Origin of the sequence: Microbacterium forte (genome assembly GCF_031885415.1) — a bacterium.
Lineage (GTDB): Bacteria > Actinomycetota > Actinomycetes > Actinomycetales > Microbacteriaceae > Microbacterium > Microbacterium forte.
Genome location: NZ_CP116871.1, coordinates 3,449,345 through 3,466,466 on the forward strand (window position 1 = coordinate 3,449,345; position 17,122 = coordinate 3,466,466).

Annotated in this window: 19 protein-coding genes and 2 tRNA genes; 16 read left to right on the plus strand and 5 right to left on the minus strand. The window is 68.3% G+C overall.

What is annotated here, in order from left to right; all coding sequences use genetic code 11:
- Window positions 1-26: 26 nt before the first annotated feature.
- On the minus strand, window positions 27-1,994 hold the full coding sequence (gene acs, locus OB895_RS16670; protein WP_079113324.1) for an acetate--CoA ligase: 1,968 nt from the start codon (window positions 1,992-1,994) through the stop codon (window positions 27-29).
- A gap of 412 nt (window positions 1,995-2,406) precedes the next feature.
- Between acs and OB895_RS16675 the strand changes: the two genes are divergently transcribed.
- The 13 genes from OB895_RS16675 to OB895_RS16735 all read left to right on the plus strand — a co-directional run bounded on the left by OB895_RS16675 (window position 2,407) and on the right by OB895_RS16735 (window position 13,172).
- Complete coding sequence (locus tag OB895_RS16675; protein WP_311878313.1) at window positions 2,407-3,420, plus strand: TadA family conjugal transfer-associated ATPase; 1,014 nt, start codon at window positions 2,407-2,409, stop codon at window positions 3,418-3,420.
- Window positions 3,417-4,310 carry a type II secretion system F family protein gene (locus OB895_RS16680; RefSeq protein ID WP_079114026.1) on the plus strand — a complete coding sequence of 298 codons (894 nt, stop codon included), beginning with the start codon at window positions 3,417-3,419 and terminating at the stop codon, window positions 4,308-4,310. The genes OB895_RS16675 and OB895_RS16680 overlap by 4 nt, the downstream gene beginning before the upstream one ends.
- 52 nt (window positions 4,311-4,362) lie before the next feature.
- Window positions 4,363-4,560: a DUF4244 domain-containing protein gene (locus OB895_RS16685; protein WP_042539672.1), complete on the plus strand. Its 198-nt coding sequence runs from the start codon at window positions 4,363-4,365 to the stop codon at window positions 4,558-4,560.
- Complete coding sequence (locus tag OB895_RS16690; RefSeq protein WP_079113299.1) at window positions 4,560-4,904, plus strand: TadE family type IV pilus minor pilin; 345 nt, start codon at window positions 4,560-4,562, stop codon at window positions 4,902-4,904. The genes OB895_RS16685 and OB895_RS16690 overlap by 1 nt, the downstream gene beginning before the upstream one ends.
- A gap of 28 nt (window positions 4,905-4,932) precedes the next feature.
- On the plus strand, window positions 4,933-5,262 hold the full coding sequence (locus OB895_RS16695; RefSeq protein WP_056373669.1) for a hypothetical protein: 330 nt from the start codon (window positions 4,933-4,935) through the stop codon (window positions 5,260-5,262).
- Between the two features lie 97 nt (window positions 5,263-5,359).
- The gene (gene topA, locus OB895_RS16700) at window positions 5,360-8,218 is read left to right on the plus strand and encodes a type I DNA topoisomerase (RefSeq protein WP_042539705.1); all 2,859 of its coding nucleotides are present in this window, start codon (window positions 5,360-5,362) and stop codon (window positions 8,216-8,218) included.
- Window positions 8,215-8,844: a dTMP kinase gene (gene tmk, locus OB895_RS16705; protein ID WP_079113298.1), complete on the plus strand. Its 630-nt coding sequence runs from the start codon at window positions 8,215-8,217 to the stop codon at window positions 8,842-8,844. Before topA ends, tmk begins: the two co-directional genes overlap by 4 nt.
- Before the next feature lie 90 nt (window positions 8,845-8,934).
- Window positions 8,935-10,092 (plus strand): DNA polymerase III subunit delta', encoded by a 1,158-nt coding sequence (locus OB895_RS16710; protein ID WP_079113297.1) that lies wholly within the window; start codon window positions 8,935-8,937, stop codon window positions 10,090-10,092.
- Window positions 10,089-11,645, plus strand: coding sequence for an alpha/beta hydrolase (locus OB895_RS16715; protein ID WP_079113296.1), 1,557 nt, complete (start codon window positions 10,089-10,091; stop codon window positions 11,643-11,645). The genes OB895_RS16710 and OB895_RS16715 overlap by 4 nt, the downstream gene beginning before the upstream one ends.
- Before the next feature lie 51 nt (window positions 11,646-11,696).
- Window positions 11,697-11,772, plus strand: a tRNA-Thr gene (locus tag OB895_RS16720).
- Window positions 11,773-11,857: 85 nt separating this feature from the next.
- Window positions 11,858-12,439, plus strand: coding sequence for an isochorismatase family protein (locus OB895_RS16725; protein ID WP_079113295.1), 582 nt, complete (start codon window positions 11,858-11,860; stop codon window positions 12,437-12,439).
- Window positions 12,436-12,963: a DUF1697 domain-containing protein gene (locus OB895_RS16730; protein WP_079113294.1), complete on the plus strand. Its 528-nt coding sequence runs from the start codon at window positions 12,436-12,438 to the stop codon at window positions 12,961-12,963. Before OB895_RS16725 ends, OB895_RS16730 begins: the two co-directional genes overlap by 4 nt.
- On the plus strand, window positions 12,960-13,172 hold the full coding sequence (locus OB895_RS16735; protein WP_311878321.1) for a hypothetical protein: 213 nt from the start codon (window positions 12,960-12,962) through the stop codon (window positions 13,170-13,172). The genes OB895_RS16730 and OB895_RS16735 overlap by 4 nt, the downstream gene beginning before the upstream one ends.
- Window positions 13,173-13,180: 8 nt before the next feature.
- Here the strand turns inward: OB895_RS16735 and OB895_RS16740 are convergent, their stop codons facing one another.
- Window positions 13,181-13,381: a hypothetical protein gene (locus OB895_RS16740; protein WP_079113293.1), complete on the minus strand. Its 201-nt coding sequence runs from the start codon at window positions 13,379-13,381 to the stop codon at window positions 13,181-13,183.
- Window positions 13,382-13,406: 25 nt separating this feature from the next.
- On the opposite strand from OB895_RS16740, the gene OB895_RS16745 reads away from it, so the two are divergent.
- The gene (locus OB895_RS16745) at window positions 13,407-13,928 is read left to right on the plus strand and encodes a CGNR zinc finger domain-containing protein (RefSeq protein ID WP_042539721.1); all 522 of its coding nucleotides are present in this window, start codon (window positions 13,407-13,409) and stop codon (window positions 13,926-13,928) included.
- 23 nt (window positions 13,929-13,951) lie between these two features.
- Here the strand turns inward: OB895_RS16745 and OB895_RS16750 are convergent, their stop codons facing one another.
- The 3 genes from OB895_RS16750 to OB895_RS16760 all read right to left on the minus strand — a co-directional run bounded on the left by OB895_RS16750 (window position 13,952) and on the right by OB895_RS16760 (window position 15,474).
- Window positions 13,952-14,500, minus strand: coding sequence for a type 1 glutamine amidotransferase domain-containing protein (locus OB895_RS16750; protein ID WP_042539723.1), 549 nt, complete (start codon window positions 14,498-14,500; stop codon window positions 13,952-13,954).
- 109 nt (window positions 14,501-14,609) lie between these two features.
- Window positions 14,610-14,682, minus strand: a tRNA-Lys gene (locus OB895_RS16755).
- Between the two features lie 129 nt (window positions 14,683-14,811).
- Entirely contained in the window at window positions 14,812-15,474 is a 663-nt protein-coding gene (locus tag OB895_RS16760; protein WP_042539725.1) for a fasciclin domain-containing protein, read from the minus strand.
- Between the two features lie 223 nt (window positions 15,475-15,697).
- Here OB895_RS16760 and sigK point away from each other — a divergent pair, with 223 nt between their 5' ends.
- Together sigK and OB895_RS16770 are read left to right on the plus strand one after the other, a co-directional pair.
- Entirely contained in the window at window positions 15,698-16,297 is a 600-nt protein-coding gene (gene sigK, locus OB895_RS16765; protein ID WP_194285951.1) for an ECF RNA polymerase sigma factor SigK, read from the plus strand.
- Window positions 16,294-17,115, plus strand: coding sequence for an anti-sigma factor (locus OB895_RS16770; protein ID WP_079113292.1), 822 nt, complete (start codon window positions 16,294-16,296; stop codon window positions 17,113-17,115). Before sigK ends, OB895_RS16770 begins: the two co-directional genes overlap by 4 nt.
- Window positions 17,116-17,122 lie beyond the last annotated feature (7 nt).

The following is a 17,122-nucleotide window of genomic DNA, read 5'->3' on the forward strand; positions in this document are numbered from 1 at the left end:
CGGGAGGGGGCGTTTCTGCATCCGCCCTATTTGACCTGAGCCGAGATGATGCTCATCACGGCGGTGTCTGCGAGGGTCGTGGTGTCGCCGACCTCGCGGCCCTCAGCGACGTCGCGCAGCAGGCGCCGCATGATCTTGCCCGAGCGGGTCTTCGGCAGCTCGCCGACGATGTACACGTCGCGGGGGCGTGCGATCGCACCGATCTGCTCGCCGACCCAGAGGCGCAGCTGCTGAGCGAGACCGGCAGGGTCATGGGCCGAGAGGTAGCTCTCCTTGATGATCACGAATGCGACGACCGCCTGGCCCGTGGTCTCGTCGGCGGCGCCCACGACGGCGGCCTCTGCCGTCGCCTCGTGAGCGACGAGCGACGACTCGATCTCGGCGGTCGAGAGGCGGTGGCCCGAGACGTTCATCACGTCGTCCACCCGCCCGAGCAGCCACAGGTCGCCGTCATCGTCGAGGCGAGCGCCGTCGCCCGCGAAGTAGTAGCCCTGCTCCTCGAACTTCTCCCAATACGTCTCCTTGTAGCGCTCCGGGTCGCCCCAGATGCCGCGCAGCATGCTCGGCCACGGCTCGGTGACCACCAGGAGGCCGCCGTTGCCGTTGCCCACCTCGGCGCCGGTCTCATCGACGACGTCGATCGAGATGCCGGGCAGCGGAACCTGCGCGGAGCCCGGCTTGGTCGCGGTGACGCCGGGGAGCGCCGAGACCATGATCGCGCCCGTCTCGGTCTGCCACCAGGTGTCGACGATGGGGGTCGTGCCCGCACCGATCACGTCGCGATACCAGATCCAGGCCTCGGGGTTGATGGGCTCGCCGACCGAGCCGAGCAGACGCAGCGACGACAGGTCGAACTTCGCGGGGACGCTGCGGCCGATCTTCATGAACGAGCGGATCGCGGTCGGCGCCGTGTAGAAGATCGAGACCTTGTACTTCTCGATGATCTCCCACCAGCGGCCGGGGTGCGGGGCGTCGGGCGTGCCCTCGTAGATCACCTGGGTCGCGCCGTTCGCGAGCGGGCCGTAGGTGACGTAGCTGTGCCCGGTGATCCATCCGATGTCGGCCGTGCACCAGTAGACGTCGGTCTCGGGGTGCAGGTCGAACACGTATTTGTGCGAGTACGCGGCCTGGGTGAGGTACCCGCCCGAGGTGTGCAGGATGCCCTTGGGCTTTCCCGTCGTACCCGAGGTGTAGAGGATGAACAGCGGGTTCTCGGCGGGGAAGGCCTCGGCGGTGTGCTCGGGCGACACGGCAGGAACAACCTCGTGCCACCAGAGGTCGCGGCCGTCCTGCCAGTCGACCTCGTTCTCGCCGCGCTTGACGACGAGCACGTGCTCGACGGTCTGCTGCTCGCCGTCACCGCGGTCCGCGAGGGCCTGGTCGACGGCCGGCTTCAGCGCCGAGACGCGGCCCTTGCGGTATCCGCCGTCGGCGGTGATGACGAGCTTGGCGCCTGCGTCGTCGATACGCGACCGCAGGCTGTCGGCGCTGAAGCCGCCGAACACGACCGAGTGGATGGCTCCGACGCGAGCGACGGCGAGCATCGACGCGACCGCCTCGGGGATCATCGGCAGGTAGATCGCGACGCGGTCTCCGTGGCCGACGCCGAGGCCCTCGAGCACGTTGGCGACGCGCTTGACCTCGTCCGTGAGCTCCGCGTAGGTGATGGTGCGTGAGTCGCCCGGTTCGCCTTCCCAGTGCAGGGCGACGCGATCGCCGTTGCCCGCTTCGACATGGCGGTCGAGGCAGTTGTAGGCCACGTTCAGCTCGCCGTCGTCGAACCACTTCGCGAACGGAGGGGTCGACCAGTCGAGCACACGGGTGAACGGCTTGTGCCATTCGAGCAGTTCGGCGGACTGCGCGGCCCAGAAGGCCTCGCGGTCTGCAGCAGCGCTCTCGTACAGCGCGGGGGACGAGACCGACTGCGCGACGAACTCCTCGGAGGGCGGGAACTGGCGGGTCTCATCGAGAAGATGATCGATCTGGCTGCTCATCGGCAGGCGCTCCTTTGCGGCGTGGCAGGTCGTGCGGGCATGAACGCGTCTGCACGCGATCAGGTCAGGGCGAATCTAGCCTCGGGCAGGGACATCGCATACTGCCGAAAGTAGGTAGTCCGGCCGGTTTTGTCAGGACGGTCGCCTTGCGTACACTCGACGACAGCCGAATTATCATTCTGGCCTTGGCGTGCCCGATTCCCCCATGAGGGACGCCGTGGGCGGCATCTCATTCCCCCCGTGAGATGCCGCCCTCTCTTTTTCGGGAGCGCTCCCACGTCGGGCTCACTCCTCATGTCCGTCTTCGCGACCTGCTCTGCACGCTGAACGCCCGGGCGGGGTTGCCCACAGACGCCGTCCGAGCCGCTCGACGCGGGGGTCGCGCGCTGAGCGCGGCGCCTAGCTTCGGGGGATGCCCGATCCCTTCGTCATCCAGCCGCGCGGCACGTCGCCTCTCGTCGACGGCGCCGAACGGGGTGGTCGCACGCCGCTGCAGGTCGATCCCGTCTTCGGTCCGCTCGCAGAGCACTGCGCTGACGACGAGGTCACCGACATCTTCGTCAACGGCGCCTCAGGGCTGTTCATCGACCGGGGGCGCGGCGCCGAGGCGGTGCACGGGTGGAGCGCGTCCGAGCGGGAGGTTCGCGATCTCGCGGTCGCGCTCGTCGGTCTCGGCGGTCGCCATCTCGACGATCAGGCACCGTGCGTCGACGTGAGGCTCGAGTCCGGCATCCGGGTGCATGCCATCCTCGCGCCCATCTCGACCTCGGGGACGGCTCTATCGATCCGTGTGCCCAGAGTGCGCGCCGCGGATCTCGATGCGTTGGCGGAGCTCGGCGCCTTCGACGCCAGGCAGCACAGCTGGCTCCTCGGTCTGGTGGCTGAGCGCGCCAACATCCTCATCACCGGCGGCACCGGCACAGGCAAGACGACTCTGCTGTCGGCGCTGCTGTCGGCCGCGCCGACCTCCGAGCGCATCGTCACGATCGAGGACGTCGCCGAGCTGCGCCCGCAGCACCCCCACCATGTCGCTCTCGAGGCGCGACAGTCGAACCTCGAGGGCGCCGGCGGCATCAGCCTCGCACGACTGGTCCGCGAGTCGCTGCGCATGCGCCCCGACCGTCTCGTGGTCGGTGAGTGCCGAGGCGAGGAGGTGAGGGAGCTGCTGACAGCTCTGAACACCGGACACGATGGCGGCGCCGGAACCCTCCACGCGAGCGGTCTGAGCGATGTGCCGGCCCGGCTCGAGGCACTCGGCGCGCTCGCATCCATGGACGCCACGGCGCTCGCGCGCCAGGCGGTGAGCGCGTTCACGATCGTTCTGCACCTCGACAGGGCGCCCGGAGGGCGGCGACGCATCGCGCAGGCGGGGGTGCTCGCGCTCACCGGAGACCGGCTGGGCATCGAGGAGGTGCGACCGTGGTGAGCGCTCGACGGAGAAGCGCCCCCGACGCCGGAACAGACGCGGCGACCTCGGTGCAGACGCTCGCCGTGCTGCTGCAGGCCGGAGCGGTGCCGTTGGTCGCCTGGAGGCACCTCGCCTCGATCGGCGACGCGCACGCCGCATCGGTGGTGGAGCGAGTCGACGGCGGCGTCTCGCTCATCGCCGCGATCGAGGCCGAGGGCGGCCCGTGGCGAGACCTCGCTGCGGCGTGGGAGGTGGCGACCACCGTCGGGGCGCCTCTGGCCGATGTGCTGCGCATGATCGCGGAGACGCTTCGCGACGCCGCGTCCGCCGCCGATGATGTGCGCATCGCTCTCGCTGAACCGGCGGGAACCGCGCGGCTGCTCCTGTGGATGCCGTTCGCCGGTCTGCTGCTCGGTTTCGCCCTCGGCTTCGACACTCTCGGCGTCATCTTCGGGACGCCCGCGGGAGCGGCCTGCGTCGTGGCCGGGCTCCTCCTCGTGCTCGCTGCCCGAGGCTGGACGAACCGACTGCTTCGGAACGCGCGACCCGAGCCGGGCACTCCGGGGATGCAGGCGGAGCTCATCGCCGTCGCTCTCTCCGGCGGCGCCTCCATCGATCGGGCCCTGCGCCTCGTCGCGGAGAGTCCCGCGTCTCATCGCGGAGATGACGCGCGCGTCCGCGCGGTGCTCGAGCTGTCGCACGCCGCGGGGGTGCCGGCCGGCGAACTCCTCCGCGCCTCCGCCGGGCAAGAGCGGCACGCATCCCGCATCGACGGCCGCCTCCGCGCGGCGAAGCTCTCGACGACGCTGCTGATCCCGCTCGGAGTCTGCACGCTGCCGGCATTTCTTCTGCTGGGAGTCGCCCCGCTGCTGCTGAGCGTGCTCCTCTCGACCCCGCTGCCGCTCTGACGGCCGCCGACCACAGGATGCACGCGCATCCGCACACGGAAAGAAGGAACCCATGAACACACTCCCTCCGCTCACTCGGCGCCGTTCCGCGACGCTGTTCGGAGACGACAGCGGCGCCGCCACCGCCGAGTACGCGATCACGACGATGGCCGCTGTGGCCTTCGCCGGGCTGCTCGTCGTCATCATGAGGTCGGATGAGGTGCGCGGCATCCTCACCGACCTGGTGCGTCGGGCTCTCACGGTGTCGTGATGAGCGCCGATCGTGACGGCGAGCGGGGGTCGGTGGTCGCCGAGCTCGCACTCGCGCTGCCCGCGGTGGTCCTCACTCTTCTGCTCGGGGCCGGTGCGCTGGGCGCGGCCGCTCGTCAGGTCGCACTCCAGGACGCGTCGGCCGACGCCGCGCGCCTCCTCGGCCGAGGGGAGGACGCGGGCCGGGCCTCACATGCGGTGTCGACCGCGGTTCCTGGCGCCGGAATGTCGAGCAGCTCATCCGGAGACCTCGTCTGCGTGAAGGCGCACGCCGACGTCGCGATCGGCGGCTTCGTCCGGATCCCGCTGCAGGCGTCCAGCTGTGCACTCTCCGGAGGACTCTGATGTCGACCATCGCAGCGGAGGGCGGCTGATGGCGGGCTCTGCTCTCGCGGCCGGTGTTCTCTCGGTCGCAGCGGTGCTCTCGCTGGGGCTCGCCGCGGTCGGGGGAGCCGCCGTCACGGCGCAGCGGGCTGCGGGGGCCGCCGACGCCGCGGCGCTCGCCGCGGCCGACGCGGCCAGCGGTGCGATCGTCACGGCCGACGACCCGTGCGCCCTCGCCGCGCGGGTCGCGGCTGCCTCAGGCGCGGCCCTCACCGAGTGTGCCGTCGAGGGCTTCGTGGCGACTGTGCAGGTGAACGCGGCGTACGCTGGACTCGCTGCCGTCTCCCGAGCCCGTGCTGGGCCACCCGAGGGATCCTGACGGCGGCACGAGCACTTTCCGGCGAAAATGCAGGCGACCACTGTGACCAACCCATCACGGCGGTGTGTATGGTGTGCTTCGAAGAAAGGACGCTCCCTTGGCTGAAGGCAAGAAGCTCGTCATTGTCGAGTCCCCGACGAAGATGCGGTCGATTCAGGGATACCTCGGCGATGGCTACGAGGTGCTCAGCTCCGTCGGCCACATCCGCGACCTCGCAGACAAGAAGGACATCCCCGCCGCCGACAAGCAGGCGTACGGGAAGTACTCGATCGACGTCGACAACGACTTCGATCCCTACTACGTGGTCTCCGATCGCAAGACGAAGACCGTCGCTGAACTCAAGCGTGCGCTCAAGACCGCCGACGAGCTCCTGCTCGCCACTGATGAGGACCGCGAAGGCGAGGCCATCGCCTGGCACCTGCTCGAGACTCTGAAGCCGAAGGTCCCCGTCAAGCGCATGGTCTTCCACGAGATCACGAAGGACGCGATCCAGGCGGCCATCGGCAACACCCGTGAGCTCGACACCGACCTCGTCGACGCGCAGGAGACCCGCCGCATCCTCGACCGGCTGTACGGCTGGGACGTCTCGCCCGTGCTCTGGTACAAGGTCAAGACGGGGCTGTCTGCCGGACGCGTGCAGTCCGCCGCCACCCGCATGATCGTCGAACGAGAGCGCGAGCGCATGGCGTTCGTCTCCGCCGAGTACTGGGACGTCGAGGCGCTCGCGTCGTCGTCGTCAGCATTCAAGGTTCGTCTTGTGCGTGTCGACGGCGGCCAGCTCGCCCGAGGCACCGACTTCGACGACAACGGAAAGCTCAAGAAGGCCGTCGTCATCCTCGACGAGAAGCAGGCCGCTGAGCTCGCACTCGCCGTCGACGCCGCCGGCACAGGCTCGGTCACGAAGGTCGAGGCGAAGCCGGGAACCCGCAGCCCCTACGCGCCGTTCACCACCTCCACCATGCAGCAGGAGGCGGGCCGCAAGCTCTCGATGAGCGCCAAGCAGGCGATGAGCGTCGCGCAGCGGCTGTACGAAAAGGGTTACATCACCTATATGCGAACCGACTCCGTCGCGCTGAGCACCCAGGCCGTGCAAGCCGCGCGCAGCCAGGCCGTCGCGCTCTACGGCGACACCGCGGTGCCGCTGAAGCCGCGCGCCTACAAGTCGAAGAGCAAGAACGCGCAGGAGGCGCACGAGGCGATCCGTCCCTCGGGCGAGAACTTCCGCACCCCGAAGTCCGTCTCCTCGGAACTGGACCGCGAGGAGCACCGTCTCTACGACCTGATCTGGAAGCGCACCGTCGCCAGTCAGATGGCCGATGCGAAGTACGAGACAACGACCGTCACCATCGCGGTCGACGCCGCGGGGCGCAACGCCGAGTTCACCGCGTCGGGCACCGTGTACACCTTCAAGGGCTTCCTCGAGGCCTATGAAGAAGGACGCGACGAGAAGCGCAACGACAGGGACACCGACGAGAACCAGTCGCTCCCGGTCGTCGCCGTCGGCGACGAACTGCGCATGTCGGAGTCCGAGGCCAAGGGGCACCGCACGACCCCCAAGCCGCGCTACACCGAGGCATCGCTGGTCAAGGCGCTCGAGGAGCACGGCATCGGCCGCCCCTCGACGTTCGCCAGCATCATCGGCACAGTGATCGACCGAGGCTACGCGACCAAACGCGGCCAGGCGCTCGTGCCGACCTGGCTGGCGTTCAGCGTGGTCCGTCTGCTCGAAGAGCATTTCGCCGACCTGATCGACTACGACTTCACCGCGGCGCTCGAAGACGACCTCGACGCGATCGCGCGAGGCGAGCAGAAGCGCGTCGAGTGGCTGCGTTCCTTCTATTACGGCTCCGATTCGCACGTCGGTCTGCGTCAGACCGTCGACAACCTCGGCGAGATCGATGCGCGGGCGCTCAACTCCACGCCCATCACCGACACCGCCACGCTGCGCTTCGGCAAATACGGTCCCTACCTCGAGGTCGCGAACCCCGAGGCGCCCGACGAGAAGCCGCGCATCGTGAACGTGCCCGAGGATCTCGCCCCCGACGAGCTGACCGCTGCGAAGGCGCAGGAGCTCATCGACGCGCCGGTCGCCGGCGACCGGGTGCTGGGCACCAACCCCGACAACGGCAAGATCGTCGTCGTCAAGGACGGACGCTTCGGTCCCTATGTGCAGGAGAACGACCCGGTGTCCGAAGATGCCGCCGTCGACGAGGCGACCGGTGAGGTCGTCGACGCCCCCAAGCCGAAGCGGGGAGCCAAGAAGGCCGCCGCGCCCAAGCAGCGCACCGCCTCACTCTTCCGCTCGATGTCGGTCGACACGATCGACCTCGACACCGCCCTGCAGCTGCTCAGCCTGCCGCGGGTCGTCGGCGCCGACCCCGAGAGCGGCGAGGAGATCACCGCACAGAACGGCCGATTCGGTCCGTACCTGAAGAAGGGCACGGACTCCCGATCGCTCGAGAGCGAGTCGGAGATCTTCGACGTGACGCTCGAGAAGGCGCTCGAGATCTACGCGCAGCCGAAATACGGCGCAGGGTCCCGCCGTGCGTCCAGCGCGCTCGCCGAGTTCGAGGCCGACCCCGTCAGCAACAAGCCGATCCGCATCCGCGACGGTCGCTTCGGTGCCTACGTCACAGACGGAGAGACGAACGTGACGATCCCTCGCGGTCAGAAGGTCGAAGACATCACGTTCGAGATCGCCGTGCAGATGCTCGCCGACAAGCGCGCCAAGGGTCCGGCCCCGAAGCGCGGTGCAGCCGCGAAGAAGGCGCCGGCCAAGAAGCCGGCCGCGAAGAAGCCTGCGGCCAAGAAGCCTGCCGCGAAGAAGCCCGCGGCGAAGAAGGCGCCGGCCAAGTCGACCGGGACGGATGCCGAGAAGGCCGCCGCACGGTCTGCAGCAGCCAAGAAGGCCGCGGCGACGCGTGCCGCGAACGCCGCGAAGAAGGCCGGTTCGTGACATCAGGTCCCGGAATCTGGATCACCCTCGAGGGCGGAGACGGATCGGGGAAGACCACGCAGTCGAACCTCCTCGCCCAGTGGATGACGGATGAAGGGCGAACCGTCGTGCGCACCCGCGAGCCCGGCGGTTCGGAGGTCGGCCAGCTGATCCGAGACATCGTGCTGCACCATCGTGGGGACATCGCGCCGCGTGCCGAGGCTCTTCTCTACGCCGCCGACCGCGCGCATCACGTCGCGACGGTCGTCCGGCCTGCTCTCGCCCGCGGTGAGGTCGTGCTGCAGGATCGCTATCTCGACTCATCCGTCGCCTACCAGGGCGCAGGGCGAGTGCTCGACGGCGACGAGATCCGCGGCCTGTCGCTGTGGGCCGCCGAGGGCGCGCTGCCCGACCTCACCGTGCTGCTCGACCTCGATCCCGAATCGGCGCGTGTGCGACTCGACTCGGCTGACAAGCCCTTCGACAGACTCGAAGCCGAGAAGAACGAGTTCCACGCGCGAGTCCGCGACGCGTACCTCGCTCTAGCGCAGGCCGAGCCGGATCGTTTCCTGGTTCTCGACGCCGCAGCGACGCCCGAGGTCATCGCCGAGCAGATCCGCGAGCGGGTCGCCACGCTGATCGGCTGAGCCTTCCGCACAGCACGCCGTCCGCCTGTCCGCCCCTCGCAGACGGGGACGGTTGCCGCGCACGTCGGTGCTCCCGATTAGGCTGAGGGCATGCCCCAGACTGTCGCCGCACCTTTCCCGTGGGACGATGTGTGGGGACAGGATGCCGCGGTCGACACGCTTCGCAACGCCGCATCCGATCCCTCCGCGCTGTCGCACGCCTGGCTCATCACGGGTCCGCCCGGGTCGGGGCGCTCCACGCTCGCGCACGCCTTCGCCGCAGCGCTCGTGGCGGACCACCCCGATGACGAGGCGTCGATGCGTCAGGTTCTCGCGGGAACGCATCCGGATGTGACGGCATTGCGCACCGACAAGGTCATCATCACGATCGCGGAGGCTCGTGCGCTCGTCGAGCGCTCGTACTTCGCCCCGTCTGCCGGCCGCTATCGCGTGATCGTGGTCGAAGACGCCGACCGCATGGTCGAGCGCACCTCCAACGTGCTGCTGAAGGCTCTCGAAGAGCCGCCAGAGCAGACGGTCTGGATACTCTGCGCCCCGAGCGAAGCCGACCTGCTGCCGACCATCCGTTCGCGCGTGCGCTCACTGCGACTGCGCGAGCCCGATGTCGCAGACGTGGCACGTCTGATCACGCTGCGCACAGGGGTCGATGAGGGCATCGCCGAGCAGGCCGCTCGTCATGCGCAACGGCACATCGGCATGGCCCAGCGACTCGCCACCGATGAGGCTGCCCGCCGCCGCCGTGACGAGACCCTGCGGTCTGTGCTGGGGGTTCGCGGTGTCAGCGACGCCGTCGAGGTCGCCGGCCGCATCATCCAGGCGGCCACTGATGACGCCAAGGCGCTCACCGCCGAGCGCGACGCGGCCGAGCGCGCATCCCTGCTGCGTATGGTCGGGATCGCCGAGGGGCAGGCCGTTCCGCCGGCCCTGCGCACGCAGATCTCCGCGCTGGAGGACGACCAGAAGAAGCGTGCGACCCGAAGTCTGCGTGACGGGATCGACAGAGTCCTCACCGATCTGCAGTCTCTCTTCCGTGATGTCGTAATGCTGCAGTTCGGCCGAGACGACGAGCTGATCAATCGCGAGCTTCGCGAAGACCTGGCCGCGCTGGCTGCGGCCTGGCCGGAGACCCGTACTCTTGTCGTACTCGACCACCTTGCCGACACACGCCAGTCGCTGGAGCGCAACGTCGCACCGCTGCTCGCCCTCGAGAGCTTGCTCGTGACTGTCACGAGCGGGAGGACACCGTGAACAATCGACCGACTTCCCGCATCCGACGTGCCGTCGCCGTGATCGCCGGCCTCGCCGCGGCCTCGGTCGCCCTCTCCGGGTGCCTGTACTCGATGATCCCCGAGCAGGCCGAGCCGAAGCCGTCCACCACGAACGCGCCAGACACCGAAGGCGTGGCAGAAGACCTGCTGCCGTTCTACGGCCAGACGCTCACCTGGAGCGAGTGCGGCACGGGGTTCGACTGCACCGAGGTGACCGCTCCGCTCGACTGGGAGAACCCGGGCGAGGGCGAGATCACCCTCTCCGTCGTGCGCCACCAGGCGACGGGAACGGCTCAGGGCTCACTGCTGACGAACCCCGGTGGTCCTGGCGCCAGCGGCGTCGAGCTCATCCGCGACAGTCTCGACTTCGCGGTCGGTGCCGATCTCATCGAGAACTACGACGTGATCGGATTCGACCCCCGCGGCGTCGGAGAATCGACCGCAGTGACGTGCTTCGACGCTGCAGGCATGGACGACTACCTCTACACGATCCCCGCAGGCAAGCGGGGGAGTGCGGAGTGGGAGGCCGAGCTGCTCGAGGCCCACAAGGAGTTCGCCGACGCGTGCGAGGCGAACAGCGGCGGCATCCTGCCCTACGTCACCACGATCAACGCTGCACGCGACATGGATCTGATCCGCGCGGTGCTCGGCGACAAGCAGCTGAACTACCTCGGCTACTCCTACGGAACTTTCCTCGGTGCGACCTACGCCGACCTGTACCCCGAGAAAGCGGGCCGACTCGTGCTCGACGGTGCGATCGACCCGGCCGTCTCGGGGCTCGATGTCGGTGCCACCCAGGCGCTCGGATTCGAATCGGCCCTCCGCGCGTACATGCAGAACTGCCTCGACTCGGGCGAGTGCCCGTTCAACGGCACGGTCGACGAGGCCATGGCCGATCTCGGTGCACTGCTCGCGAGCGTCGACGCGTCTCCGCTCGAGAACGGCGACGGGCGCATGCTCGGCGCGGACTCGCTGATGACCGCGATCATCGCCGCCCTGTATTCGGCAGACAGCTGGCAGTACCTCACGCAGGCGCTCGACGAGGCTCTGCAGGGCGATCCGACGACGGCGTTCTTCCTCGCCGACTTCTACAACGGACGTGAGAACGGCACCTATCTCGACAACTCGAGCGAAGCCTTCCGCGCCTACAACTGCATGGACTATCCCGTCGAGGACGACCCGGCGGCCGAGGCGGCGACCGAGAAGAGGATCGCCGACGGCGCACCGACCATCGCTCCGTACTGGAACGGCCCCGACTCCTGCTCGGTGTGGCCCTACCCGCCGACCGGGACGCGAGGCGAGATCAACGCCGAGGGTGCCGGCCCGATCCTCGTGGTCGGCACGACCAACGATCCGGCGACCCCGTACGAGTGGTCCGAGTCGCTCGCCGAGCAGCTCGACGAGGGCGTGCTGATCACCCGCGTGGGCGAAGGCCACACCGGATACAACAAGGGCAACACGTGCGTCGACAGCGCCGTCGAGGCGTTCCTCCTCGACAATGTCGTGCCCGAGAGCGACGTCCGCTGCGAGTGATCGCGGCTCGATTCGCGGTGCGGCTCCGGAACGGGTAATATCGATGATCGCGCCGCTTTAGCTCAGTCGGCAGAGCATTTCACTCGTAATGAAAAGGTCGTCAGTTCGATTCTGACAAGCGGCTCCAGCAGGCCCCGTGATGTGAACAACATCTCGGGGCCTTTTGGTTTCCTGCCTTGGGGAGACCCGCGAGGGCGGCGTACGCTCAGACCATGAGCAGAGCGCTTCTGATCGTCGATGTGCAGAACGACTTCACCGAGGGCGGCGCTTTGGCCGTCGACGGCGGGGACGCCGTGGCATCCGCTGTCTCAGCGTTCCTCGCCGCACATGCGACGGAGTACGACGTCATCATCGCCTCGCGCGACTGGCACGACGCCGAAGGCGACAACGCCGGCCACTTCGGAGAGGCGCCGGACTACGTCGACACGTGGCCCGTGCACTGCGTCGCAGGCACGCCCGGCGCCGACTACGACCCGCTGCTGGTGACCGATGCCGTCACGCACCATGTGCACAAGGGGCAGGGTCGCCCCGCCTACTCGATGTTCGAGGGCGCGACCGAAACGGGAGACACCGTCGGCGCGATCCTCACCGCCGCGGGTGTCCTCGAGGCCGACGTCGTCGGCATCGCCACGGACCACTGCGTGCGGGCCTCTGCGCTCGACGCGGTGGCGCACGGAGTCCGAGTGCGCATCCTCACCGACCTGATCGCGGGTGTCGCACCGGGGCCGAGTGCGGCGGCTCTCGCAGAACTCGCCCATGCGGGTGCCGTGCTCGTCGAGAGCGACTCTGCGTGACACGCAGCGTCCTGCTGCTGCGAGCGGTCAACGTCTCGGGCCGCAATCGAGTGCCGATGGCACAGCTGCGCGAGGTGCTCGCTCCGGTGCTGGGTGAGGTCTCGACCTACATCGCGAGTGGGAACATCGTGTGCGAGCATCCGGATGATCCGACGTCGGTGAGCGCTCGGGTCCGGGAGCTGATCGCCGACGAGTTCGACGTCGACACCCCGGTCATCCTGAGGACTCACGACGACCTCGTGCACGCCCTGGATGCGCACCCGTTCGGCGGAGCGTCGGAGAAGCTGCTGCACGCGATGTTCCTCGAGGGGCCGGCCGCGCCCGGGGCCGTCGAGGCACTGCAGGAGCGGCTCGTGCCGGGGGAGCGGATCGCACTGGTCGGCGACGATCTGTGGATCGACTACGCCGAGGGCGGTGTGCACAGCACGAGGCTCACCAAGGCCGTCCTCGATCGTGCGCTCGGCGTCGCAGGCACGGCGCGCAACCTCCGCACGATCCGGAAGCTCGCCGAGCTGACCGCATGAGCGAGAGGGAGCCGTTCACGCTGGCTCTGCCCTTCACGGGGCGGTGGATCGTGCAGAACAGCCCGGCGTCGCGCGTCCCCAGCCACGGCACAGAGCTGTTCGGCAGCTCGCACGCGATCGAGCAGGACGGCCGGGGGATCCCGCTCGCCTTTCTCCGCGAAGGAGAGCAGGACTGGGTGCCGCGGAACGGCGAGATCGTCGCTGTCTGATCAGTGGTTCAGTCCGAGGTCTCGCGGCTGATCGCCGAGGGAGGCATCAGCGGGTGCGCCTGCAGGTCGACGCGATGCGTGCCGCAGTCGGCGCAGCGGACGTACACGACGACGCCTTCGCTGGTCGGATGCCGCGAGCCGGCGACCCAGGCGTGCTCGTGTGCGGTGGCGGTCTGGCGAGGGATCGGCAGAGTGTGCAACGTGGTCATGCATCCAGCGTGATGTAATGGCCTTATGCATCTCAACCCTTACGGCGAATATGCGGTTCTCCTGGCCGCATCCCTCGCCGACGACTTTCCCGTCGATCGAGCGGGAATCGAGGAGCGCACCCTCGAGATGGGGATGACGATGACGTTCCCTCCCGCCGCCGACGACCATGAACGGGTCCGAGAGGTGGTCGACGACTGGCTGCGGATCGTAGACGCGGCGGACCCGGACTCTCGCGCGGAGATCCTCAACGCGCAGATGGCGGAAGCTGCGGCATACCCGCGCCTGACGAACCACGACGGCGAAGGCTGGCACCTGCACTACCGCGACGATGTGCGATCTCTGCCGTATGTGCTCCGGGCCGTCTTCGCGGTCGGCACGTCGCTGCACCTCGTCACCCGCGGCATGGACCGACTGGGTCGCTGCGAGGCCTCACCCTGCACGAACGTGGTCGTCGACGTGACCCGCAACGGGCGGCAGCGATTCTGCTCGGTGCGCTGTGCGAACAGAGCGGCGGTCCGGCGTCACAGGGCGCGCGCTGGCGCCTGACACCGGACCGCCGGGAATTCAGATCACGCGGTCTGGCCTGCGTGCTTCCCCTCGGCGACCTCTTCGATCAGCTTCGCGTTGAAAGCAGGGAGGTCGTCGGGAGTGCGGCTGGACACGAGACCTTCGTCGACCACCACTTCCTCGTCGACCCAGGTGGCTCCGGCGTTGCGGAGGTCGGTCGCGAGGCTCGGGTAGCTGGTCAGCGTGCGTCCGTCGACCACGCCGGCTTCGATCAGGATCCACGCGCCGTGGCAGATGACCGCGACCGGCTTGTGCTGCTCGAAGAACGAGCGGGCGAGGTCGATCGATGCCTTGTCGAGCCGCAGGTGGTCGGCGTTCACGACGCCGCCCGGGAGCACGAGAGCGTCGAACTCGTCGGCCTTCGCCGTCTCGGACGTGAGGTCGACGTGCTGCACGTGACCGTTCTTGCCGGTGATCTGCTGTCCGTCCGGTGCGATGAGCGTGGCGCTCGCGCCTTCGCCCTGCACCGCTTCCCACGGACTGGTCAGCTCGCTGTCCTCGAATCCGTCTGTCGCGAGGAATGCCACTCGGCTGTCGGTGAGAGTCGCCATGATGCGTCCTTTCGTGGGGTGAATGTCCCGGATGGGGACGCCACGACTCTCTCGCAGGGTGCCGACGGAGTGAAGGGGGTGGCCGGATCCGGCCGGTGGTGATAAACGGTGGGCCCCGTGGGGCTCGAACCCACGACCCGCGGATTAAAAGTCCGATGCTCTGCCAACTGAGCTAGAGGCCCGCCCCTCCAGTCTAGGGCGCAAAGAAGGAGCCGCTGACGACGTGTCGTCAGCGGCTCCTTCTCCATCCCACCGACCTCCCCCGAGAGGTGGGACGGCTTACCGAGTGTCCGCCTCGGCGTTCCCGGGCCTTACTCGGCCGGGGGCATCAGGACCGTGTCGATGAGGTACACGGTCGCGTTGGCGGTCTGGACTCCACCGCAGATGACGGTGGCGTCGTTGACCATCAGGTCGTCGCCGCTGCCGGTGACCTCGAGGTCAGCACCCTGGACGGTGGTGTGCATGCCGGCGATCTCGTCAGGTGCGACCTGGCCGGGGACCACGTGGTAGGTCAGGATCGAGCTCAGCGTGGCGCTGTCGGTCTTGAGTGCCTCGATGGTGGCCGGGTCGATCTTCGCGAAAGCGTCATCGACGGGTGCGAAGACGGTGAACTCGTCGCCGTTCAGCGTGTCGACGAGGTTGACGTCGGGGTTCAGCTGTCCGCTGACTGCGGCCACGAGCGTGGTGAGCAGCGGGTTGTTGGATGCTGCGGTGGCGACCGGGTCGAGCGACATGCCCTCGACGGATCCTGCGCCGTCCGGAACAGCCTCTGCGTATGCGGCGCAGCCGGGGCCGACCAGGTTCGCGGCCGGGTCCATCGTCTCGGTCTCGGGAGCCATCGTCTCGGACGACTCGGGGGCCGTCGACTCTGCCGGCTCTTCGGTGGTGCCGCCCATGGAACATGCGGAGAGCAGGAATGCGCTCGCAAGGCCGAGGGTGATGGCTGCGGTGACCTTCTTCTTGGTGCTGAACATCTCAAGCTCCTTCAGAACACTGCCACGGCCTCTCCGTGGCGTTGACAGTCGTTCGGAGCCCCACCGGGATCGGATGGGAGAAACGTCAAAGTTTTTTCCGAGCCGCCGAATCCAATCCGTTTCGAGGGTCTGCCGCGAACAGGTTTCGACGAGGAGCACTTAAGAGGACTCGTTTCCGTCACTTTCAGGTGGCGGCTGCACGGGAAAGCGGGGTGAATGCGGCATGCTGTTAGAGATGGTCATCGATGGAATGGACGTACCCGAAGACGGTACGGCTCGGGATGCTGTCGCTGACCTGCTCCTTCGCATCGGCGACGGTGATCAGCGCGCATTCGCGGAGCTCTACGACACTCTGTCGTCACGCGTCTTCGGCCTCATCCTCAGGGTCCTCGTGAATCGCTCGCAGAGCGAAGAGGTGCTCCAAGAGGTCTTCTTGGAGATCTGGCAATCCGCTACGAAGTTCGCTCCGAACAAGGGTCAGGGAAGAACCTGGGTGATGACGATCGCGCACCGTCGTGCGGTCGACCGGGTTCGGGCGTCCCAGTCCAGCGCGGACCGAGACGTACGAGCCGGGTTCAGGGACATCGGGGTCGCGCACGACAGTGTGGCGGAGACGGTGGAGCTGGGCATCGAGGGCGAGAAGGTGGTTCACGCGCTCTCAGGCCTTCCCGAGGTGCAGCGCGAAGCTCTCGTCCTGGCCTATTACGGCGGTTACAGTCAGAACGAAGTGGCAGCTCTCGTCGGGGCGCCGCTGGGGACGATCAAGACACGGATGCGAGATGGGCTCTCGCGACTGAGGACAGCTATGGGGGTGACGGCATGAACGAGAAGGACTTCGCAGAACTCGCGGCAGGAGCAGCGCTCGACGCGCTGTCGCCCGATGACCAGCAGCGGTATCACGCCGCACTCGCAGCGCACCCGGAATGGCAGAGCATCGTGGATGCCGATGCCGACAGTGCCGGCTTCCTCGCCGACGGAGTGGCGCAGGCCGTTCCTTCGCCCGACATTCGTGCCGCTCTGCTCGCACGTATCGCCGTCACGCCGCAGAGCGGCGATGTCGTTCTCTCGGACTCGGCGCCCGACTCGATGCCCGACCCGGCGCCCGGCGAGACGGCAGATGCCGCGCCCGTGGCGGACTCAGCGACCGCCGCACGCGATGGCGACGACGCCCCGAAGGCTCCGGCACACCGCCTCCGCTTCCTCTTCGCGCTCGCGGCATGCCTCGCGCTGCTCGTCGGTGTGGGGGCAGGCGCCGTCGCGATCAACACCTACATCAACCGACCGGCGAGTGTCGTCGCACTCGAGGACATCCAGGCGGCCGGTGACGCTCAGCAGGCCAGCGTGTCGCTCGAGAGCGGCGGCACTGCGACCGCGCACTGGTCGGCGTCGCTCGGCAAGTCCGTGCTCGTGACCGACGGCATCCCGTCGCTCGCCGAGGGCAAGACCTACGAGCTCTGGTATGTGCGCGGTGACACTCCGGTGTCGGCAGGCGTGTTCGCGGCCGACGACGGCGAAGCGACAGCGGTGCTCGCGGGCGAGATGCACGCGGGTGATGTGATCGCCGTCACGGTGGAGCAGGACGGAGGCTCGCCCTCGGGCCTGCCGACATCCGATCCCGTCGTCGTGATCCCGACGGCCTGATGTCTCG